Origin of the sequence: Streptacidiphilus sp. MAP12-16, from assembly GCF_041262165.1 — a bacterium.
Taxonomy (GTDB): Bacteria; Actinomycetota; Actinomycetes; order Streptomycetales; family Streptomycetaceae; genus Streptacidiphilus.
On sequence record NZ_JBGCBY010000026.1, the window covers coordinates 47,645 to 68,993 of the forward strand.

Annotated in this window: 19 protein-coding genes; all 19 read right to left on the minus strand. The window is 69.9% G+C overall.

What is annotated here, in order from left to right:
* Nucleotides 1-27 precede the first annotated feature (27 nt).
* Nucleotides 28-1,602 carry a F0F1 ATP synthase subunit alpha gene (gene atpA / locus ABIA33_RS28675; protein WP_370085554.1) on the minus strand — a complete coding sequence of 525 codons (1,575 nt, stop codon included), beginning with the start codon at nucleotides 1,600-1,602 and terminating at the stop codon, nucleotides 28-30.
* A gap of 158 nt (nucleotides 1,603-1,760) precedes the next feature.
* The gene (locus ABIA33_RS28680; RefSeq protein WP_370085555.1) at nucleotides 1,761-2,576 is read right to left on the minus strand and encodes a F0F1 ATP synthase subunit delta; all 816 of its coding nucleotides are present in this window, start codon (nucleotides 2,574-2,576) and stop codon (nucleotides 1,761-1,763) included.
* Entirely contained in the window at nucleotides 2,573-3,109 is a 537-nt protein-coding gene (locus tag ABIA33_RS28685; RefSeq protein WP_370085557.1) for a F0F1 ATP synthase subunit B, read from the minus strand. Before ABIA33_RS28685 ends, ABIA33_RS28680 begins: the two co-directional genes overlap by 4 nt.
* Nucleotides 3,110-3,149: 40 nt before the next feature.
* Nucleotides 3,150-3,401, minus strand: coding sequence for an ATP synthase F0 subunit C (gene atpE, locus ABIA33_RS28690; RefSeq protein ID WP_370085558.1), 252 nt, complete (start codon nucleotides 3,399-3,401; stop codon nucleotides 3,150-3,152).
* 74 nt (nucleotides 3,402-3,475) lie between these two features.
* Nucleotides 3,476-4,285, minus strand: a complete 810-nt coding sequence (gene atpB / locus ABIA33_RS28695) for a F0F1 ATP synthase subunit A (RefSeq protein ID WP_370085559.1) — start codon at nucleotides 4,283-4,285, stop codon at nucleotides 3,476-3,478.
* A gap of 267 nt (nucleotides 4,286-4,552) precedes the next feature.
* Entirely contained in the window at nucleotides 4,553-5,005 is a 453-nt protein-coding gene (locus ABIA33_RS28700) for a hypothetical protein (protein WP_370085560.1), read from the minus strand.
* A 218-nt stretch (nucleotides 5,006-5,223) separates the two neighbouring features.
* Nucleotides 5,224-6,576, minus strand: a complete 1,353-nt coding sequence (locus ABIA33_RS28705; protein ID WP_370085561.1) for a glycosyltransferase family 4 protein — start codon at nucleotides 6,574-6,576, stop codon at nucleotides 5,224-5,226.
* Between the two features lie 172 nt (nucleotides 6,577-6,748).
* Complete coding sequence (gene glyA, locus ABIA33_RS28710) at nucleotides 6,749-8,065, minus strand: serine hydroxymethyltransferase (protein WP_370085562.1); 1,317 nt, start codon at nucleotides 8,063-8,065, stop codon at nucleotides 6,749-6,751.
* 86 nt (nucleotides 8,066-8,151) lie between these two features.
* Complete coding sequence (locus ABIA33_RS28715) at nucleotides 8,152-8,850, minus strand: protein-tyrosine-phosphatase (RefSeq protein WP_370085618.1); 699 nt, start codon at nucleotides 8,848-8,850, stop codon at nucleotides 8,152-8,154.
* 80 nt (nucleotides 8,851-8,930) lie between these two features.
* Nucleotides 8,931-9,578 (minus strand): L-threonylcarbamoyladenylate synthase, encoded by a 648-nt coding sequence (locus ABIA33_RS28720; RefSeq protein ID WP_370085564.1) that lies wholly within the window; start codon nucleotides 9,576-9,578, stop codon nucleotides 8,931-8,933.
* Between the two features lie 43 nt (nucleotides 9,579-9,621).
* Nucleotides 9,622-10,488 (minus strand): peptide chain release factor N(5)-glutamine methyltransferase, encoded by an 867-nt coding sequence (gene prmC / locus ABIA33_RS28725; protein ID WP_370085565.1) that lies wholly within the window; start codon nucleotides 10,486-10,488, stop codon nucleotides 9,622-9,624.
* An 89-nt stretch (nucleotides 10,489-10,577) separates the two neighbouring features.
* Nucleotides 10,578-11,657 (minus strand): peptide chain release factor 1, encoded by a 1,080-nt coding sequence (gene prfA, locus ABIA33_RS28730; protein WP_370085567.1) that lies wholly within the window; start codon nucleotides 11,655-11,657, stop codon nucleotides 10,578-10,580.
* 161 nt (nucleotides 11,658-11,818) lie between these two features.
* On the minus strand, nucleotides 11,819-12,043 hold the full coding sequence (gene rpmE, locus ABIA33_RS28735; RefSeq protein WP_370085568.1) for a 50S ribosomal protein L31: 225 nt from the start codon (nucleotides 12,041-12,043) through the stop codon (nucleotides 11,819-11,821).
* A 192-nt stretch (nucleotides 12,044-12,235) separates the two neighbouring features.
* Nucleotides 12,236-13,369, minus strand: coding sequence for an LCP family protein (locus ABIA33_RS28740; RefSeq protein WP_370085569.1), 1,134 nt, complete (start codon nucleotides 13,367-13,369; stop codon nucleotides 12,236-12,238).
* 164 nt (nucleotides 13,370-13,533) lie between these two features.
* The gene (rho, locus tag ABIA33_RS28745; RefSeq protein ID WP_370085570.1) at nucleotides 13,534-15,747 is read right to left on the minus strand and encodes a transcription termination factor Rho; all 2,214 of its coding nucleotides are present in this window, start codon (nucleotides 15,745-15,747) and stop codon (nucleotides 13,534-13,536) included.
* 522 nt (nucleotides 15,748-16,269) lie between these two features.
* Nucleotides 16,270-17,190, minus strand: a complete 921-nt coding sequence (gene thrB, locus ABIA33_RS28750; RefSeq protein WP_370085571.1) for a homoserine kinase — start codon at nucleotides 17,188-17,190, stop codon at nucleotides 16,270-16,272.
* Nucleotides 17,191-17,325: 135 nt separating this feature from the next.
* Nucleotides 17,326-18,414: a threonine synthase gene (gene thrC / locus ABIA33_RS28755; protein WP_370085572.1), complete on the minus strand. Its 1,089-nt coding sequence runs from the start codon at nucleotides 18,412-18,414 to the stop codon at nucleotides 17,326-17,328.
* A gap of 5 nt (nucleotides 18,415-18,419) precedes the next feature.
* Entirely contained in the window at nucleotides 18,420-19,703 is a 1,284-nt protein-coding gene (locus tag ABIA33_RS28760) for a homoserine dehydrogenase (RefSeq protein WP_370085573.1), read from the minus strand.
* A 183-nt stretch (nucleotides 19,704-19,886) separates the two neighbouring features.
* Nucleotides 19,887-21,278, minus strand: a complete 1,392-nt coding sequence (lysA, locus tag ABIA33_RS28765; RefSeq protein ID WP_370085574.1) for a diaminopimelate decarboxylase — start codon at nucleotides 21,276-21,278, stop codon at nucleotides 19,887-19,889.
* Between the last annotated feature and the right edge of the window lie 71 nt (nucleotides 21,279-21,349).

Sequence of the window (21,349 nt, forward strand, 5' to 3'; positions counted from 1 at the left end):
GGTCGTTACCGTCCTTTCCGTCTCTCGTCAGGCCGAGTCGCCGAGCAGCGCGCCCTGGGAGGTGGTGAACTCCTGCTTGAACGAGGTGATGGCCTCGGTCAGGGAGGTGATCGTGCCGTCCTCGAGCTTGCTGGTCTCGACGATCGTGGTCAGGACGCCCTTGTGCTCGCGGCGCAGGTAGTCGAGGAACTCGCGCTCGAACTTGCGGATGTCGGCGACCGGGACGTTGTCCAGCTGGCCCGTGGTGCCGGCCCAGATCGAGACGACCTGCTCCTCCACCGGGAACGGCTGGTACTGGCCCTGCTTGAGCAGCTCCACCATGCGGGCGCCGCGCTCCAGCTGTGCCTTGGAGGCCGAGTCCAGGTCGGAACCGAAGGCGGCGAAGGCCTCCAGCTCGCGGTACTGGGCCAGGTCCAGACGCAGTCGGCCGGCCACCGACTTCATGGCCTTGATCTGCGCGGAGCCACCGACGCGGGAGACCGAGATACCGACGTTCACGGCCGGGCGGATGCCGGCGTTGAACAGGTCGGACTCCAGGAAGCACTGGCCGTCGGTGATGGAGATGACGTTGGTGGGGATGTACGCCGAGACGTCGTTGGCCTTGGTCTCGATGATCGGCAGACCGGTCATCGAGCCCGCGCCCAGCTCGTCCGACAGCTTGGCGCAACGCTCCAGCAGGCGGGAGTGCAGGTAGAAGACGTCACCCGGGTAGGCCTCGCGCCCCGGCGGGCGGCGCAGCAGCAGCGACACGGCGCGGTAGGCCTCGGCCTGCTTGCTCAGGTCGTCGAAGATGATGAGGACGTGCTTGCCGTCGTACATCCACTCCTGGCCGATGGCCGAGCCGGTGTACGGGGCGAGGTACTTGAAGCCGGCCGGGTCGGACGCCGGGGCGGCCACGATGGTGGTGTACTCCAGCGCGCCCGCCTCCTCCAGCGCGCTGCGCACGGAGGCGATGGTGGAGCCCTTCTGGCCGATGGCGACGTAGATGCAGCGGACCTGCTTCTTCGGGTCGCCGGAGCGCCAGTTGTCACGCTGGTTGATGATCGTGTCGATCGCCACCGCGGTCTTGCCGGTCTGGCGGTCGCCGATGATCAGCTGACGCTGGCCGCGGCCGATCGGGGTCATCGCGTCGATGGCCTTGATTCCGGTCTGCATCGGCTCGTGCACCGACTGACGGAACATGACGCCGGGAGCCTGCAGCTCCAGGGCGCGGCGGCCGTGGGACGCGATCTCGCCGAGGCCGTCGATCGGCTGGCCCAGCGGGTCCACAACGCGGCCGAGGTAGCCCTCGCCCACGGGGACCGACAGGACCTCGCCGGTGCGGCGGACCGTCTGGCCCTCCTCGATTGCGCTGTACTCGCCGAGGACGACGACACCGATCTCGCGGGTGTCGAGGTTCAGTGCGAGGCCGAGAGTGCCGTCCTCGAACTTCAGCAGCTCGTTCGCCATGACCGAGGGCAGACCCTCGACTCGGGCGATGCCGTCCGCCGTGTAAACGACCGTGCCGACCTCTTCACGCGAGGCGGCGTCCGGCTGGTACGACTGGACGAAGTTGTCCAGCGCGTCCCGGATCTCCTCCGGCCGGATCGTGAGCTCCGCCATCTGGGTTCCCTGCTCTCCTAGTTGCGATCCTCGGCCCGCCCGTGGAGGGCCGCAAGTATTCGACTCTCGGTCAGCCGTAGGTACTGACCGTGTTTACCGACCGAGGGTCGGATGCTGCTTGGGCTTCGAGCCCGCTGTGCTGTTGCCCGCCTGATTGCTCAGCCGGCCAGGCCCTGTCGCGCGCCGTCCAGACGGTTCGCGATGGTGCCCTCGATGATCTCGTCGCCGATCTGGACGCGGACACCGCCGAGGACCGAGGGGTCCACGTCGATGTTCAGGTGGACCGGACGACCCACAAGCCGGGCCAGGGACGCGCCGAGGCGCTCCTTCTGGCTGTCCGACAGCGGAACCGCCGTGGTCACCAGGGCGACCACTCGGCCACGCCGACCTGCGGCCAGCCGGGAGTACTCCTCCAGGCCGCCTTCCAGGCTACGTCCACGCGGCTGGGTCACCAGCGCGGTGACCAGCTGCAGGGTCGCGGGCTTTGCCTTGCCACCGAGCAGTCGCTGCACGAGCGCGGCCTTGGCGGCGTTGCTCGCGGCGTTGTCGGTGAGCGCGGCGCGCAGCTCGGTGCTGCCGGCGACGACCCGTCCGAAGCGGAACAGCTCGTCCTCGACCTCGTCCAGCGCGCCGGCCTTGTCCGCACCGATGATCTCGGCGTAGGCGGCCTGCTGCTCGACGGAGTCGACCAGGTCGCGCGGAGCGGACCAGCGGGACCGCACCATGCCGGAGACCAGGTCGACCGCAATCGCGCTGATCTTGCCGCTGAACAGCGCGGTGACCAGGTCGGCCTTGCGCTGCCCCGCGGTCGCCGGGTCGGTGAGAGTCCGGCGCAGCCCGATCTCGCGATCGAGCACAGCGGTCACGGCCAGCAGGTCCGCGGCGAGTGCGGAGGTGTCGACCGACGTGCTGTCGGTCAGCGCCTCCAGGCGCTCGCGGGCTGCGGCGTTCGACTGACGCGTGGCACTGCTCACGACCGGGCCGCCTGGGACTCGAGCTCGTCGAGGAAGCGGTCGATGATCCGGCTCTGCCGTGCGGCGTCCTCGAGGGACTCGCCGACGACGCGGCCGGCCAGGTCGGTGGCGATGCGGCCGACGTCCTGACGGAGGGCGGTCGTCACCTGGCGGCGGTCCGCCTCGATCTGGGCGTGACCTGCGACGATGATGGACTCGCGCTGACGCTGTCCCTCCTCGCGCATCTCCGCGATGATCGCGGAACCCTGCTCACGAGCGTGCTCGGTGATCCGAGCGGCCTCGTGACGGGCCTCAGCGAGCTGGGCCCGGTACTCCTCAAGCGTCCGGGTGGCTTCGGCCTGCGCCTCTGCCGCCCGCTCCAGGCCACCCTCGATCGCGTCGTGCCGCTCTTCCAAGGTCTTCTGGATGTTGGGCAGGAGCATCTTGCCGAGGACGCCGAAGACGATGAAGAAGCAGAGCAGGCCGATGATCAGTTCCGCGGTATCGGGGATCAGCGGATTCTGCGGGGCCCCCTCCGCAATCAAGTTCAGCATGTCTGAACCTTTCGTCGAGTGTGGCTACTGGCCGGTCGGCTTAGCTGAAGATGAAGGGGACGACCAGGCCGAGGAGCGCGAGAACCTCACAGAGCGCGAAGCCCAGGAACATGTTCTGACGGATGATCGGCATGGCCTCGGGCTGACGGGCCATGGCCTCGATGGAGTGGCCGAAGACCAGACCGATGCCCACGCCGGGGCCGATGGCGGCCAGACCGTAGGCCACAGCGCCGAGGTTGCCCCTGACGCCGGTGGAGGCAGCGAGGTTGATGGTCTCGAGAGCGGCAGACATTTTTCCCTGTCTTCCTTTGATGCGATCCGATGGGGGGCTTCCCAGCGGAAGTCTGTTGGGTACTGCGGTGCGGGTCAGTGACCCTCTTCAAGCGCTCCGCTGATGTAGAGCGAGGTCAGCAGCGTGAAGATGTAGGCCTGCAGGAACTGGATCAGCACCTCGAAGGCGGTCATGCCGACGGCCAGGATGAACGATCCGCCCGCGAAGGCCGCCATGATCGAGGGGGTCAGCAGGTACCAAGTGGCGACGCTGAACATCACGATCAGCATGTGGCCGGCGAACATGTTGGCCCAGAGCCGCACCGCGAGGGTGAACGGACGGGTGATCACGTTCTGCAGGAACTCCAGGAACACGATCAGCGGGATGAGCGGCTTGGGCAGCCCCTCCATCCAGACCAGGTTCTTGACGCCGCCCTTGAAGCCGTGGGTCTTGAACGTCAGGTACATGTAGGTGATCCACACCAGCGCCGCCAGCGCCACCGGGTAGGCGAAGCGCGAGGCCACAGGGAACTGGGCCAGCGGGATGATGGACATGATGTTCATGATCCACACGAAGAAGAAGATCGAGGTCAGGAAGGGGACGTACTTGTCGCCCTTCTTGCCGATCACATCACGGGCGATGCCGCGGGCGATGAAGTTGTAGCCGATCTCGCCGATCAGCTGCAGCTTGCCGGGGACCAGCTTCGGCTTGCTGAAGGCAGCCCAGAAGAACCCCACCACGATCAGCATGCAGAGGATCGCCAGGAGCATCGGCTTGGTGAAGTGGAAGCTGCCGATGGAGAAGATCGGCTGGAAGTTGAACGAGTTGAGACCCGGGGCGGGGAAACCACAGCCGGACGGCTGGATGTGGCATCCGCTCTCAGCGAGCAGCGTTTGGGCACTCACCCGTGACTCCTTCGTCGTGACGCATAAGAACTGCAACCTTGTGTGTCGGCGCGGCCGTCATGGCCACGGGTCGGCACGGGGGACGTGGGGTGGTGGTGCCGCCGCAGTCGACTCGGCTCTCTGTCCGAGGACCAGGCACCTCCGGGATCTGCACCGTTTCTACAGCTGCTGATCCGGGCAAGTCGCAGGCCGAGGAGGCTTTGCCTGTCCCGGCCGGATGCGATTCCGGACGATAGCAGATCGGGATGAAGCGACTTTAGTCCGCCCTTACAGCCCATCGCGAGGCTCCGTCTTCGCCGGCCGAGCTTCCCTGGGAGGCACGGACGGTTCGGGGTCGACGTAGAGCGTCTTGCTTCTGAGGGTGTAGAGGACCTGACCGCCCACCCAGGCCAGCGCGGTGGCCAGCAGGGTGAAGGCGAAGGCCCTGCCGTTGAACAGCGTGGTGTTCTTGAAGACGACGATGAAGACGCCGACGAGCAGCATCTGCACCGCGTAGACCAGCAGCCCGGCCATCATCACCAGCTGCGGCCTGTTCTGGGTGATGCGCATCAGCGCCCAGAAGCCGAGTCCGAAGAAGCCGACGACCACAGCCAGCCCGACCAGCGCACCGACCAGGCCCTTCTGGCCGGCGACAAGCACACTGACCACAGCGGCGACGATCCCCACGGGAGCGGCCACGAGGGCCGCACCCCGGAGAATCCGGGCGTCGTTGGACAGCATCGTCGTCAACTCCGGCGCGATGGGTGGAAAAAATGATCAAGGGAAGGCGGAGATCGAGCACTGGATCACAGACCCGCGAGGCGGATCGCGACCGAACGACCCTCTCCCATAAGGTCCTTCGGCTCATCTCCTGATGTCGTGAACGGTATCACAAGCTATTTGGTGAGGTCTTTACCCTAGACGTGTGCTCCGTGCCACATGAGCGTCACCCAGGGGAGTTACCTGCCGTTACGTCCCGATGCGCCCGAATGGCGGCCGGAGGCGTGGGCACCGGTCCCGATCTTGCGGAGCAGTTCCTCGTCCTCGTGGGACAGGGAAGCCACCTGATCCAGTCGGCTCGGCCGAGCGGCGACGCTCGCCTCAGTAAGAACTTCCCTTACCTTGACGGGTTCGACCACAGCCGTTCGGCGGTAGCGCGGCGGCAGGAAGCGCTCCGCCATCCGGGGGGCATTCGGTTTGAAGCGGGGCATCAGCAGCACGATGATCCCGATCACACAGGCAGCCATGGCGATCTTGATCGCCAGCCCCGGTGCGTTGTTGACCGAGAACGCGACCGTGGCGAAGGCGATCAGCGAGGCCCAGAAGTACATGATCATCACTGCCCGGCTGTGCGAGTGCCCGATCTCCAGCAGTCGGTGGTGCAGATGCCGCTTGTCGGCGGCGAACGGCGACTTTCCGGCCCAGGTGCGCCGCACCACGGCGAGGATCAGGTCCGCCAGCGGAATCGCGATCACGGTGAGCGGCAGCAGCAGCGGGATGTAGATGGGAACCATCGTGTGCACGGCGTCCGTCTGCGAGCCGTTGGTCTGCGCCGTGATCACGCTCGGGTCGACGCGGCCGGTCAGCGAGATCATCGAGACCGAGAGGACCAGACCGAGCAGCAGCGCACCGGAGTCCCCCATGAAGATCCGGGCCGGGTGCAGGTTGTGCGGCAGGAAGCCCAGGCACATGCCCACCAGGATCGCGCTGAACAGCGTCGCGGGCAGGGCGTCGGAGATGCCGTAGCCGTAGGAGAGCCGGTACGAGTAGACGAAGAAGGCCAGCGCCGCGATGCAGACCATGCCGGCGGCCAGGCCGTCCAGGCCGTCGATGAAGTTGACCGCGTTGACGCTGATCACGACCAGCGCCACGGCGATGAAGGTGCCCCACATCTGCGGCAGGACCACGGTCCCGACCCCGGGCACCGGCAGCCAGAGGACCGTGACGCCCTGGAGCACCATGACGCCCGCGGCGACCATCTGGCCGCCCAGCTTCACCAGTGCGTCGACGCCCCACTTGTCGTCGAGCACGCCGATGATCCACATGATCCCGGCGCCGGAGAGCAGTGCGGGGACGTCCCCAGGGCCATTGAAGACGCTGGCCAGGGTGGAGAGGTGGGCCGCGACCAGCAGTCCCGCGCACAGGCCGCCGAACATGGCGATGCCGCCGAGTCGCGGCGTCGGCTCCTTGTGCACGTCCCGGTCACGGATCTGCGGCATCGCACCGGCGATGATCGCGAACTTCCGGACCGGTCCCGTGAGCAGGTAGGTGACCGCAGCGGCGACGCACAGCGTCAGCAGGAACTCACGCACCAGCGCCCTCCATTGTTGCGGTCGGCACCCCCGTGACTCCGGCTGAGCATAGCGGCCGAGTCGCGTGGGTTGGATGGTGTTGGTGCTGCGTCACAGCGCACCACCCTATGCAGAGGGACGCCAGTAGCCACCATTGCGGTTTTGTCTACAGGTCGTCTTACCGATCCGACGGTCAGGAAGGGGCCGCAGGTTCGTCGTCCACCGGGAAGCGCCGCGCGAGCGCGAGCACCTCCCTGGCCACGGCTTTCCGCTGTCCGGATGCCTCGCCCCGGGCGTCGTCGGGCACCCGGATCGCCCTTCCCACAAGGGTGGCGAGCTCCGTCATCTCCTTTCCCCGCATCCCCTGGGTGGTGACGCAGGCCGTGCCGAGACGTACTCCGGAGGCCGCTGAGGGGGGCACGTCGTCGAACGGTACCGCGCACTTCCCGAGCAGCAGCCCCACCGCCTCGCAGCGCTGCTCGACGGCGCGACCGGTCAGGCCCACTCCTTCGGCCAGGCGCACGGCCCGGGCGTCGGCCGTGACCAGGTGCGTGTCCGTGCCCCCGGTCAGCGGACGCAGACCCTCCGCCTCCAGTGCCTCGGCCAGGACCTTCGCGTTTGCCACCGTCTGCCGCGTGTAGGTCCCGAACGCGGGGGTCGCCGCCAGGCCGAGCACCAGCGCCTTCGCGGCGACCTGGTTCACCGCGGGACCGCCCTGGGTGAACGGGAACACGCCCCGGTCCACCCGGCCGGCCAGCTCCGCCGTGCACAGCAGCAGACCGCCCCTCGGGCCGCCCAGCAGCTTGTGCGTCACCCCGCACACCACGTCCGCATGGGGCACCGGCGAGGCCAGTACACCCCCTGCGACCAGGCCGATCGTCTGCGCGGCGTCGGCGATCAGATAAGCCCCGACCTCGTCGGCGATGGCTCGGAAAGCGGCCCAGTCGATGGCCCGGGGGTAGGAGATGGCCCCCGCCATGATCGCCTTGGGGCGCACCGCGCGGGCCAGGTCGCGCACCTGGTCCAGGTCGATCATGCCGTCGCGCTCGCGCACGCCGTAGCCGGTGAAGTTGAACCAGCGACCGGAGAAGTTCGCGCCCGAGCCGTGCGTCAGATGGCCGCCGTGCGCCAGCGACATCGCCAGCACCGTGTCGCCCGGGCGCAGCAGCGCGGCATACGCGGCCAGCACCGCCGAGGTTCCGGAGTACGGCTGCACGTTGGCGTGCTCCGCCCCGAACAGCGCTTTCGCACGGTCGACCGCCAGCCGTTCGGCGGCGTCGGCGTGCGCGCAGCCGGTGTGGTGCCGCCGCCCGGGGTAGCCCTCGGCGTACTTGTCGGCGAACGGCCCGGCGAGGATGTCGCGCACGGCGGTCGAGGTGAAGTTCTCCCCCGCGAGCAGGTCGATCTGGGTGGCCCTGCGCTGCCGCTCGGCGTCCAGGACGGCCGCCAGTTCCGGGTCCTGTTCCTGCAGCGAGGCGGGACGACCCGGGCGCTCGATGACCACTGACATCGCTTCGCTCCCTACGCCGTGTGAGCTCTAGCCTCACTGTAGGGCGGGAGGAATCGTTACGCCTGGCCTGAGCGCGTTGAACCGGGCTAGGCGGGCACCCGGGCCACCCCGGTCAGCGCCGTGACGATCGGGTCGAGCGCGTCGAAGATCTCCTCGCCGCAGTTGCGGAACATGCCGAGCGGTGCGCCATAGGGGTCGTCGACCTCGTCGGCCTCGGGCGTGGCCGCGAGCAGCCAGCCGCGCAGCGCCGCGGCGGCGCGGACCAGGACCCGCGCGCGCTCGGCGACCTCGCCGGGATGCTCCGCGGCCTCGGGCAGCGTCGCCGGGTCTATGGCGCGCACCAGCCGGGTGAACTCCTTGAGGGTGAAGGTCCGCAGACCGGCCGCATGCCCCATCGAGATCACCTGGGCCCGGTGGTCAAGGGTCGCGGTGAGCACCAGGTCGGCGCCGATCACATGCTCGTCCAGCAGCTCCCTGCCGATGAAGCCCTGCGGATCGGCACCGAACTCGCCGAGGATCTCTGCGGCGTTGGACTCCATCGGGGCCCCCTCGTGGCCCCAGGTCCCCGCGCTCTCGACCAGGATGTCGCCGGCCCGCTCGCCGAGGCGGTGCGCCAGCTCGTGCCGGGTCAGCCGCTCGGCGATGGGCGAGCGGCAGACGTTGCCGGTGCAGACGTAAAGGATCTTGAACGCGCCGTGGCGGGGTTCCGCGCCGCCGTAGTAGGGGCGCTGGACCGGACGGGCGTGCCGCCCGGTCCCGAGGCCCGCGCCGAGACCTGGGTTCAGCGAACCGCCCAAGGGAATGACGGCGCCCGCCGTGGCCCCACGATGGGGCCCGGCGCCGTTCACTCCCTTACGGTGGTCGGTCAACTGCCGGCCTCCAGGTCGGGTACCACCTCGCGGAGCTGCGCGGCGGTGACCGCGCCCTCGCGGAGCAGTACCGGGATCTTGCCGGTGACGTCGACGATGGTGGAGGCGACCGCGTGGTCCGCCCGGCCGCCGTCCAGGTAGACGGAGACGCTGTCGCCCAGCTGGCCCTGCGCCTCGTCGCAGTCCGCCGGGGGCGTGCCGCCGGTCAGGTTGGCGCTGGAGACGGCGAGCGGCCCGGTGGTGTTCAGCAGCTCGATGGCGACGGGGTGCAGCGGCATCCGCACCGCGACGCTGCCCCGCGTGTCGCCGAGGTCCCAGCGCAGCGACGGCTGGTGCCGGGTGACCAGGGTCAGGCCGCCGGGCCAGAAGGCGTCGACCAGCTCCCAGGCCGACTCGGAGAAGTCGCTGACCAGGCCGTGCAGCGTGGTCGGCGAGCCGACCAGAACGGGGGTGGGCATGTTGCGGCCGCGGCCCTTGGCCGCCAGCAGCGCGGCGACCGCCTCCGGCTTGAAGGCGTCTGCGCCGATGCCGTACAGGGTGTCCGTGGGCAGCACGACCAGTTCGCCTCGGCGGATCGCCGACGCGGCCTCGCGCAGGCCGGCGGCACGGTCACTCGGATCGGCACAGTCGTAGCGGCGGCTCATCGGTGCAGGCCCCTTCCCTGGGCTGGCTGAACGGGTGCGGCGCTCACAGCGCGGCTCTGCGGGCCGTGGCGAAGCGCGGACGGTTGTTGAGGTCGCGATGGTCGGCCGCGTCGGTCCAGCCGGACTCCTCGCGGAAGATCCACGGGACCAGGCCGCCCTGGGTGTCGGCGTGCTCGATGACGACGACCCCGCCGGGCCTCAGCAGCCGCGCGGCAACCTTCTCGATGCCCCTGATGGTGTCCAGACCGTCCTCGCCGGAGAACAACGCCAGCTCCGGATCGTGGTCGCGGGCCTCGGGGGCGACATACTCCCACTCGGTGAGCGGGATGTACGGCGGATTGCTGATCACCAGGTCGAAGCGGCCGTGCAGCTCCGGCTGGTCGTCGAAGGCGGTGGTGGCGTCGCCCTGGACCAGGCTGATCCGGGGGGCGTCCGGGCTGGCGTCGACGTTGCGCCGGGCCCACGCGTACGCCTGGTCGGACAGCTCCACGGCGTGGACCCTGCTGCGCGGAACCTCCTGCGCCAGCGCCAGCGCGATCGCTCCGGAGCCCGTGCAGAGGTCCACCACCAGTGGCTCGGCGACGTCCATGGAGCGCAGCGCGTCTATGGCCCAGCCGACGACCGACTCGGTCTCCGGACGGGGCACGAACACCCCCGGGCCGACCTGCAGCTCCAGATAGCGGAAGAAGGCCCGCCCGGTGATGTGCTGCAGGGGTTCGCGGGCCTCGCGGCGGGAGATGACCTCCCAGTAACGGGCGTCGAAGTCGCTGTCGGCCACGTTGTGCAGCTCGCCCCGCTTGACCTCGTGGACGAACGCGGCGAGCTCTTCGGCGTCGAAACGCGGCGAGGGCACGCCGGCGGCGGCCAATCGCTGGGTGGCCTGGGCCACCTCGGCGAGCAGCAGGTTCACTGCGTGCCTCCTGTCGTCTTGTTCCACGGGGTGCTGCTCGGGGTGCTGCTGGCGGTGCTACTGGGGCGCTCGTACGCCTGTGGCTCGGGTCAGCCGTTCTGGGCTGCGGCTTCGAGACGTGCTGCGGCGTCGGCGTCGACCGCCGACTGGATCAGCGCGTCGAGCTCGCCGCCGAGTACCTGGTCCAAGTTGTACGCCTTGAAGCCGGTCCGGTGGTCCGAGATGCGGTTCTCCGGGTAGTTGTAGGTCCGGATCCGCTCCGAGCGGTCCACGGTTCGCACCTGGCTGCGGCGTGCGTCGCTCGCCTCCTGGTCGGCCTCCTCCTGGGCGGCGGCGAGCACCCGCGAGCGCAGGATGCGCATGGCCGCCTCCTTGTTCTGGAGCTGGCTCTTCTGGTTCTGGCAGGAGGCGACGATACCGGTCGGCAGGTGGGTGATCCGGACCGCCGAGTCGGTGGTGTTGACCGACTGGCCGCCGGGGCCCGAGGAGCGGTAGACATCGATGCGCAGGTCGTTGGCGTGGATCTCGATCTCGACGTCCTCGGCCTCGGGCGTGACCAGCACGCCGGCCGCGGAGGTGTGGATCCGGCCCTGCGACTCGGTCGCCGGCACGCGCTGCACGCGGTGCACGCCACCCTCGTACTTCAGCCGGGCCCAGACGCCCTGGCCGGGCTCCGCGTTGGCGCGGGCCTTCACCGATACCTGGACGTCCTTGTAGCCGCCGAGGTCCGACTCGTTGGCGTCGATGATCTCGGTCTTCCAGCCGATCTTCTCGGCGTAGCGCAGGTACATCCGCAGCAGGTCGCCCGCGAACAGCGCCGACTCCTCGCCGCCCTCGCCGGCCTTGACCTCCAGCAGCACGTCCTTGTCGTCGTTGGGGTCGCGCGGGACCAGCAGCAGCCGCAGCTCCTCGGTCAGCTCGACGCGGCGATGCTCCAACTGCTTGATCTCGGCGTAGAAGTCCGGGTCGTCGTCGGCGAGCTCGCGCGCGGTCTCGATGTCGTCGCCGGTCTGCCGCCAGGCCCGGTAGGTCGCGGTGATCGGCGTCAGCTCGGCGTAGCGCTTGGAGAGCCTGCGGGCCTCGGCCTGGTCGGCGTGGACGGAAGGGTCTGCCAGCCGCTCCTCGAGAACCGCGTGCTCGCTCAGGAGCTCCTCGACTGCCTCGAACATGGGACCGCGCCTTCTTCCGACTGCCTGTGCGACCGAGTGGGGAACCACGCGAGAACCCGGTGAGGGGACCGCGCGGGAACGATAGTGCAACGCGAACGGCGCCGACCGGGTACGCCCCTGCCGTGTACGGCTGGGGACGCCCGGTCGGCGCCGACAGGTCGCTAGCTCTGCTTGGCGGCGTGCTTCTTGCCGAAGCGAGCCTCGAAGCGGGCGACGCGGCCACCCGTGTCGAGGATCTTCTGCTTGCCGGTGTAGAAGGGGTGGCACTGCGAGCAGACCTCGGCGCGGATGACGCCGGACTGCTCGGTGCTACGGGTCGTGAACTCGGCGCCGCAGGTGCAGGTGACCTGGGTGACCACGTAGGTCGGGTGGATCTCGGGCTTCAAGGGGTGCTCCTAGGTTCGGGAGGGTTCCGGGTCGGACGGCGGGATGCCGTTCGTGAACCGGGACCGACGTACCAGTCTGCCAGCACTGGCCGCATCTGCCCAAACTGAGGGACGGCATCGCTTATTCCGGGTGCACTACCCGAGGTCGCCCTGACGCCGAGGTCGCCCTGACGTTGCCCCGAGGGCGCAGCGCTACCGCACGGTGCCGGCCTGCGCGGTGCCACTCGCGGTGGCGACGGTGGCCGGGTTCGCCTGCTGCAGCCTGAGCACGGACTCGGGGACCGCCTGGTCGCGCTTCAGCGCCGTCCACAGGTCGGTGGCCTGCGGGTCCAGCGCGACCAGGCGGTTGGGGTCGCTGGGCGCGGTGGCCGTCGGCATGGTCACCGCGGTGACGTCCTTGGCCCCGATGCCCTTCAAGCTCTGCGCGAAGGAGATCAGCGAGGTGACCGAGCCCAGGTCGCTGTCCGTGGTGAGCGCGCTGGTGGCGGTGTCGGCGATGTCGTACAGCTTGCCGGGGCTGGTCAGCAGGTCGACGCTGTCGGCCTGCTGCAGGATCGACTTGATCATCTGCTGCTGCAGCTGTATCCGCCCGAGGTCGCTGCCGTCACCCACGCCGTGCCTGGTACGGACGAAGGCGAGGGCCTGGGTGCCGTTCAGATGCGTCGTCCCGGCTTTGAGGTGCAGGCCGCTGTCGGTGTCGTTTATGTCGACGGTGGTCGTGACGGTGACGCCGCCGAGGGCGTCGATCAGCTTGGCGAACCCGGCGAAGTCGAGCTCGATGAAGTGGTTCATCCGCATGCCGGTCATCGACTCCACGGTTTTCACCGCGCAGGCCGGACCGCCCACCTCGTATGCCGTGTTGAACATGACGCCGTCGGCGGGCGGGAGCGTGCGGCCCCTGCCGGTGCCCGTCGTGGAGGTGCAGGAGGGCCTGCTGACCAGGGTGTCGCGGGGAAGGCTCACCACGTCGGCGTGGTCGTGCCGCTGGTTCACGTGGACGACCATCGCCGTGTCGGAGCGGGCCGTGCCGTCGGCGGTTCCGCCGGCCAGCTTGCCGTTGTCCCCCGAGCGCGAGTCCGAGCCCAGCACCAGGATGTTCATCACCCCGCTGCCGGACGCCGCCGGGCGGTCGCTGCCCAGGCTGGCGTTGATGTCGACCGACTTGATGTTGTGGTTCAACTTCCAGAACAGGTAGCCGCCGCCCGCCCCGAGCAGCGCTACGACCACGGCCGTCGACCAGGCCGCGATGGCCAGGAGGCGCCGACGACGGCTGCGCGGCCGCCGTTCGTCGCCCTGCTCTCGCTGCTCGTTCGACTCGTCCGTCATGGCGGGTGAGACCGTCCTTCGCTGCTCCGGTGCGTATGCCTGGTGTAGAAATGTGGCTTTGGTCCGGATTGGGGGGACTTCATTGAGCGTACGCGACGGACGGGAAACGCCGCCGCCCCGGGCTGGAGGGCCCGGGGCGGCGGCGTTGCGGAGAGGCGTCGGGGTCAGTCCTGGCCCGGCGTCGTCTTCGCGATCTGCATGAGGAACTCGGCGTTGCTCTTGGTCTGCTTCATCTTGTCCAGCAGCAGCTCGATGGCCTGCTGCGAGTCCAGCGCATGTAGCACCCGGCGGAGCTTCCAGGTGATCGCCAGCTCCTCGGAGCCGAGCAGGATCTCCTCCTTGCGGGTGCTGGACGCGTCCACGTCCACCGCCGGGAAGATGCGCTTGTCCGCGAGCTTGCGGTCGAGCTTGAGCTCCATGTTGCCGGTGCCCTTGAACTCCTCGAAGATCACGTCGTCCATCCGCGAGCCGGTGTCGACCAGCGCGGTGGCGATGATGGTCAGCGAGCCGCCGTTCTCGATGTTGCGCGCCGCGCCGAAGAACTTCTTCGGCGGGTAGAGCGCGGTCGAGTCGACACCACCGGACAGGATGCGTCCGGAGGTCGGGGCCGCGAGGTTGTAGGCGCGGCCCAGACGGGTGATCGAGTCCAGCAGCACGACCACGTCGTGACCCAGCTCCACCAGGCGCTTGGCACGCTCGATGGCGAGCTCGGCGACGGTGGTGTGGTCCTCGGCGGGGCGGTCGAAGGTCGAGGAGATGACCTCGCCCTTGACCGAGCGCTGCATGTCGGTGACCTCTTCCGGACGCTCGTCGACCAGGACGACCATCAGGTGGCACTCGGGGTTGTTGTGGGTGATCGCGTTGGCGATCGCCTGCATGATCATCGTCTTGCCGGTCTTCGGCTGGGCGACGATCAGACCACGCTGGCCCTTGCCGATCGGCGCGACCAGGTCGATGATCCGGGTCGTCAGCACGCCCGGGTCGGTCTCCAGGCGCAGCCGGTCCTGCGGGTACAGCGGGGTGAGCTTGTTGAACTCGGGACGGTTGCGGCCGTTGTCGGGCTCGCTGCCGTTGACCGAGTCCAGACGGACCAGCGCGTTGAACTTCTCGCGGCGCTCGCCGTCCTTGGGCTGGCGCACCGCGCCGGTGATCGCGTCACCCTTGCGCAGGCCGTTCTTGCGGACCTGGGCCAGGGACACGTACACGTCGTTGGGACCGGACAGGTAGCCCGAGGTCCGCACGAAGGCGTAGTTGTCCAGGATGTCCAGGATGCCGGCGACGGGGATGAGCACGTCATCGTCGTTGACCTGCGGCTCGGCCGGGCCCTCGAAGCCGTCGCGGCGGTTGCGGCGGTTGCGGTCGCGGTAGCGGCCACGGCGGCGGCCGCCACCGAACTCGTCGTCGTCCGGGAAGCCGCCCTGGGGCGCGCCCTGGCCGCCCTGACCCTGGCTCTGGCTCTGGCCGCCCTGACCACCCTGGCCGCCGTTCTGCTGACGGCCCTGGTTGCCCTGGCCGCCGCCGTCCTGGCCCTGGTTGCCGCGGTCGCGCCGGTTGCGGCGCTCGCTGCGGTCGTTGCCACCGCGGTCGCTGCGGTCACCGGCACGCTCGGTGCGGTCACCGACCCGGTCGGTCGCGCGGTCGCGACGGTTCTCGCCGCGGTCGCCGCCCTCGGTCTCGATGGTGCCGACGGTGCCGTCCTGGGTGCGCTCACGGCGCTCGCGACGGTCCCGGCGGCCCTCGCGGGACTCCGCGCCGTCGGAACGGCCCTGGTCCTGCGCGGGGCGGTCCTGGGCCGGGCGGTCCTGCGCGGGGCGCTCACGGACCTCGGTGGCGGTCGCGGTCGACGCCGCGGCGGGCTCGACGGCGACCGGCGCGTCCTGCTGGGTGCCCTCAGCGGCCCCTGTGAGCGAGGTCACGGGCGCGGTGGCCCGGCGGGCGCGGCGGGGCGCACGCTCGGCGGCAGGCGCGTCACCGGCGGTCTGCACCGGGATGTCGATCTGCTGCTGCTCGGCGGCACGCGAGCGGGCGGTACGGCGCGCGGGAGCGGCGACGGCCGCGTCCTGTGCCTCGACGGCGGGCTCGGCGAGAGCCGTGCTCGCCTTGGCGGTACGGGTCGCACGCTTCGCGGCCGGCGCATCGGCAGCGGCGAGCAGCGGGTCTCCGCCGCTCTTCGCCTTGATGGCGTCGATCAGGTCGCTCTTGCGCATCCGGCCGGTGCCGCTGATGCCAAGGCCGGTGGCGAGCTGCTGGAGCTCTGCGAGCACCATGGCGTTGAGCCCGGTGCCCGTGGTCCGACGGCGCTTCGGCGCAGGGGCCGTGGTTGCGTCTGACGCGTCAGCGTCCGGGCGCGCGCCCATCAGATCGGTGGTGTCGCTCACGAAGGGTCCTTCCCTGGAGCGGACGTCGGCCTGTCTGGCTCGGCGACCGGTTGTGCTGTCCGTCCCTGCGCTCGTTTTCGCAGGTACGGGGCGGTGGTCCGCCGGATGGCGGTCATACGAAAGTGCGGTGTCCTGTGTGCTGACGCACACCGCTTCCCGGGCCCCCGTCGCGTGTCATGGTTTCCCCTCCCCAAACTGCAGTCTCAGCACGGCTGCTTGGTTTCTGCAGGCCATGTGCGTCACATGCGGGACTGAGGCACCGACACGGCTTCGGGATGCGGTCACACTTGCGCAGGCAGGCTGCGTACGCGCTGTGGCGGGCTCCCGGAGAATTGCTGTCCCGGAACGGGCACTCCGCGGAACGGAGGGGACCAGGAACGGGACGCGGCGCACCGGGCCCCGTAGGGCGCCTGGTGCAGACATGAGATTAACACTACTGGACCCAACAAACATTCCCCCACTGTGTGTCTGTCAATCGTGTCCCCGATCTCACCCTTCGATACACCCGGTTCCGGTCCCCGCTCAACCCGAGAGCGGCAGTACCGAGGCGCCTTCGAGGTCGAGTTCCAGACGGTGGGCAGCCCACGCGGGGTCCGCCTCGGCGAGCACCTTCTCCGCCGTTCCCTCGTCCGTGAGGGCGAGGACGGTCGGTCCGGCGCCGGAGATGACGGCGGCGACCCCCTGCGCCCGCAGCACCGCGACCAGAGCCGCGCTCTCGGGCATCGCCGGGGTCCGGTAGTCCTGGTGGAGTCGGTCCTCGGTGGCCGGGAGCAGCAGCTCGGGACGGCGGGTGAGGGCCTCCACCAGCAGCGCCGCCCGGCCGACGTTCGCCGCCGCGTCCGCGTGCGGGACCGTCGCCGGTAGCAGGCCGCGGGCGACCTCGGTGAGCACCGGGTTCGCCGGGATGAAGACCACAGGGACCGTTTCCTGGGAGGGCGCGAGGGTGACGGCGTGGGCCTCGTGGCCCTCGTCCGTCCACGCGATCGTGAAGCCGCCGAGGATGCAGGCGGCCACGTTGTCGGGGTGGCCCTCGATCTCCGAGGCCAGCGCCAGTACGGCCGCCTGGTCCATGAGTTCGGCGCCGCCGACGGTCACCGCGCGGGCTGCGACGATCCCTGCGACGATCGCGGCCGAGGAGGAGCCCAGTCCGCGGCCGTGCGGTATCCGGTTGGCGCAGACGACCTCCAGGCCGCGCGGCTGCCCGCCGAGGCGGTCGAAGGCGGCGCGCATGGCGCGAACGACGAGGTGGCGCTCGTCGCGGGCCAGGGTCTCGGCCCCCTCCCCCGCGATGTCGACGTGCAGCCCGGACTCGGCGACCCGGACGACGACGTCGTCGTACAGACCCAGCGCGAGGCCGAAGGCGTCGAAGCCGGGGCCCAGGTTGGCACTGGTCGCGGGGACGCGGACGCGGGTCGCGGCGGCACGGAAGGCGGGGGCGGGCATGTCGCTGTCGCTCCTGGAGTGTTCTCGCCTACGGCGGGGGTCTTCAGCGTATCGAAGATGGGTTCTGGCGCGGTACACCCGCGCACGGCCCCGCCGGGGGCGAGCTGTCAGATGAGGCTGGTCCGACCGGATCCGTCAGACGAGGCCGAGCCGCTCGGCCGCGGCCGCGGCGTCGATCGGGATGGTGGTGGGCTGGGGAGCGCCGGCCACGGCCCAGTCGGGGTCCTTGAGGCCGTTGCCGGTCACCGTGCAGACGATCCGCTGGCCCGGATCGACCAGACCCTGGTCGACGGCCTGCAGCAGACCGGCGACGCTGGCGGCGGAGGCCGGCTCGACGAACACACCCTCGCGAGCGGCCAGCAGGCGGTACGCGGACAGGATCTGACGGTCGGTGACCTTGTCGATCAGGCCGCCGGACTCGTCCCGGGCCGCGATCGCGAAGTCCCAGGAGGCGGGGTTGCCGATGCGGATCGCGGTGGCGATCGTCTGCGGCTTGAGGACGGGCGCACCATCCACGATGGGAGCGGAACCTGAGGCCTGGAAGCCCCACATTCGAGGGGTCCGCGTGGCCAACCCGTCCTTGGCGTACTCCCGGTACCCCTTCCAGTACGCGGTGATGTTGCCCGCGTTGCCCACCGGCAGGACGTGGATGTCGGGCGCGTCCCCGAGCATGTCGACGATCTCGAAGGCCGCGGTCTTCTGGCCCTCGATGCGGACCGGGTTCACCGAGTTGACGAGGGCGACCGGGTACTTCGCGGAGAGGTCGCGGGCCAGCGTGAGGCAGTCGTCGAAGTTGCCGTCCACCTGCAGGATCTTGGCGCCGTGGATCAGCGCCTGGCCCATCTTGCCGAGCGCGATCTTGCCCTGCGGCACCAGCACCGCGCAGACCATCCCGGCGCGGACCGCGTACGCGGCGGCGGAGGCGGAGGTGTTCCCGGTGGAGGCGCAGATGACGGCCTGGGCGCCGTCCTCCTTGGCGCGGGAGATCGCCATGGTCATGCCGCGGTCCTTGAAGGACCCGGTCGGGTTGGCGCCCTCGACCTTGAGGTAGACCTCGCAGCCGGTGCGCTCGGAGAGGAGCTGGGCGGGGACCAGCGGTGTACCGCCCTCCAGCAGGGTGACCACGGGGGTGGAGGCGGTCACCGGGAGCCGGTCGCGGTATTCCTCGATCAGGCCGCGCCACTGGTGGGTGTGGGCGCCCCGGGTCTCAATGGTCGTGCTCATTGTGGTCATTCCCCTTCGACACGCATGATGCTGGCCACATCGCGGACGTTGTCCAGGCTGCGCAGTTCGGCGACCGTAGCGGACAGTGCGGCGTCGGTGGCGCGGTGAGTCACTACGACGAGTGAGGCGTCGCCCTCCCGGCCCTGCTGGCGGACGGTGTCGATGGACACGCCGTGCTCGGCGAAGACGGTGGCGACCTGGGCGAGGACGCCTGCTTTGTCGGCGACGTCGAGGCTGACGTGGTAGCGGGTGACCACGTCGTCCATGGGGCTCACGGTGAGCTGAGCGTACGCCGACTCGCCCGGTCCCGTGGAACCGGCCAGCTTGTTGCGGCAGACGGCGACCAGGTCGCCGAGGACGGCGCTGGCAGTGGGCGAGCCCCCGGCGCCGGGGCCGTAGAACATCAGCTGCCCGGCGGCGTCGGCCTCCACGAAGACGGCGTTGTAGGCGCCGCGCACCGAGGCCAGGGGGTGGGTGAGCGGGATCATCGCCGGGTGGACCCGGGCCGTGACGGAGCGGCCGTCGGCGCTGCGCTCGCAGATGGCCAGGAGCTTGACGACGCAGCCCATGGCCTTGGCGCTGGCGATGTCGGCCGCGGTGACCTCGGTGATGCCCTCGCGGAACACGTCGGCGGCGGTGACCCGGGTGTGGAAGGCGATCCCGGCGAGGATGGCCGCCTTGGCGGCGGCGTCGAAGCCCTCCACGTCGGCGGTCGGGTCCGCCTCGGCGTAGCCGAGCGCGGTGGCCTCCTCCAGCGCCTCGGAGTAGCCCGCGCCGGTCGAGTCCATCTTGTCGAGGATGAAGTTGGTCGTGCCGTTGACGATGCCGAGGACCCGGTTCACCTTGTCGCCGGCCAGTGACTCGCGCAGCGGGCGGACCAGCGGGATGGCGGCGGCGACGGCTGCCTCGTAGTAGAGGTCGACACCAGCCTTCAGGGCCGCGCCGTGCAGGGCCGCGCCGTCGGCGGCGAGCAGCGCCTTGTTGGCGCTGACCACGGAGGCGCCGTGGTCGAAGGCGGTGAGGATGAGGCTGCGGGCCGGCTCGATGCCGCCGATGACCTCGATCACGACGTCGATGTCGTCGCGTTTGACCAGCTCGGTCGCGTCGGTGGTGAGCAGCTGCTCCGGGATCCCCGGCCGCGGACGGTTGGCGCGCCGCACGGCGACCCCGGCGAGCTCCACCGGGGCGCCGATGCGCGCGGCGAGGTCGGCAGCGTGCGTCGTCATGATGCGGGCCACTTCGGTGCCTACTACTCCACAACCGAGGAGCGCTACCTTCAGTGTGCGCATCGTCCGACTCCACTCTGCTGTCAGCTTGGGATGTGTGCTGCGTTCTTCTGCACTGCGTGGTTCTTCCGCACTGCACTGTTCTGCACTGTTCTTCTGCACCGCGGTTCTCGTGCTCTGCCTCCCAGTCTCAGGGACGCGGCGGATAAATCTTCACCTGTTCCAGAGTTTGAGATCGGTATTTCGTCAGCCGATATCGAGACGCAGGAGATCCTCCTCCGTCTCGCGCCGGACGATCACCCGTGCCTCGCCGCCGGACACCGCCACCACCGGGGGCTTCAGAGCGTGGTTGTAGTTGCTCGCCATGGAGCGGCAGTACGCGCCGGTGGCCGGGACTGCGATCAGATCGCCCGGGGCCAGGTCGGCCGGCAGGAACGCGTCGCGGACCACGATGTCGCCGGACTCGCAGTGCTTGCCGACCACCCGCGACAGCATCGGCTCGGCGGTGGACGTGCGGGAAACCAGGGCCACGGAGTAGTCGGCGTCGTAGAGGGCGGTGCGGATGTTGTCCGACATGCCGCCGTCGACGCTGACGTAGGTGCGCAGCCCTTCGAGGTGCTTGACCGTGCCGACCTCGTAGAGGGTGAAGGCGGTGGGACCGACGATCGCCCGGCCGGGTTCGACGGACAGCCGGGGGGTGCGCAGTCCCGCCGCCTCGCACTCGCGGCGGACGATGCCGGCGAGCGCCCTGGCGATCTCGGCCGGCTCGGCGGGGTCGTCCTCGCTGGTGTAGGCGATGCCGAGGCCGCCGCCGAGGTCGATCTCGGGCAGCTCGACGCCGTGCTCGGCCTTGATCTCGGCGAGCAGGCCGACCACGCGGCGGGCGGCGACCTCGAACCCGGCGGTGTCGAAGATCTGCGAGCCGATGTGCGAGTGGATGCCGACCAGTTCCAGGCCGTCGAGCATCAGCGCGCGGCGCACCGCCTCGGCGGCGTGGCCGCCGGAGAGCGAGAGCCCGAACTTCTGGTCCTCGTGCGCGGTGGCGATGAACTCGTGGGTGTGGGCCTCGACGCCGACGGTGACCCGGATCAGGATCTTCTGCCGGACGCCCTGGTCCTGGGCGATCCAGGAGAGCCGGGCCAGTTCCTCGTACGAGTCCACCACGATGTGGCCGACGCCGGACTTCACCGCGTACTCGAGCTCGCCCTTGGACTTGTTGTTGCCGTGGAAGGCGATGCGCTGCGCCGGCATCCCGGCCGAGAGCGCGACAGTGAGCTCGCCACCACTGCACACGTCGACGTTGAGGTCCTCCTCGTGCAGCCAGCGGACGACGGCGCGGGACAGGAACGCCTTGCCCGCGTAGTAGACGTCGGCCTCGGCGCCGAAGGCGTCGCGCCAGGCGCGGCAGCGGGCGCGGAAGTCCTGCTCGTCGAGGAAGTAAGCGGGGGTGCCGAAGTCCTCGGCGAGGGTCTGCACGTCGATGCCGCCGACCGTGACCGTTCCGCGGCTGTCGCGGGTGACCGTCCGGGACCAGACCTTGGGGTCGAGAGCGTTCAGGTCGGCGGGAGGGGCGGTGAAGTGACCCTCCGGCATGACGTCCCCGTGGCGCGGGCCTGCGGGGTGGGCGGAGCGGCTCATGCGGGTGTCTCCACGGTCTCTGTGTGCCGAGGGGCGCGAGTGTGGTCTCCCACTCTCACGCCCCTCGCGCT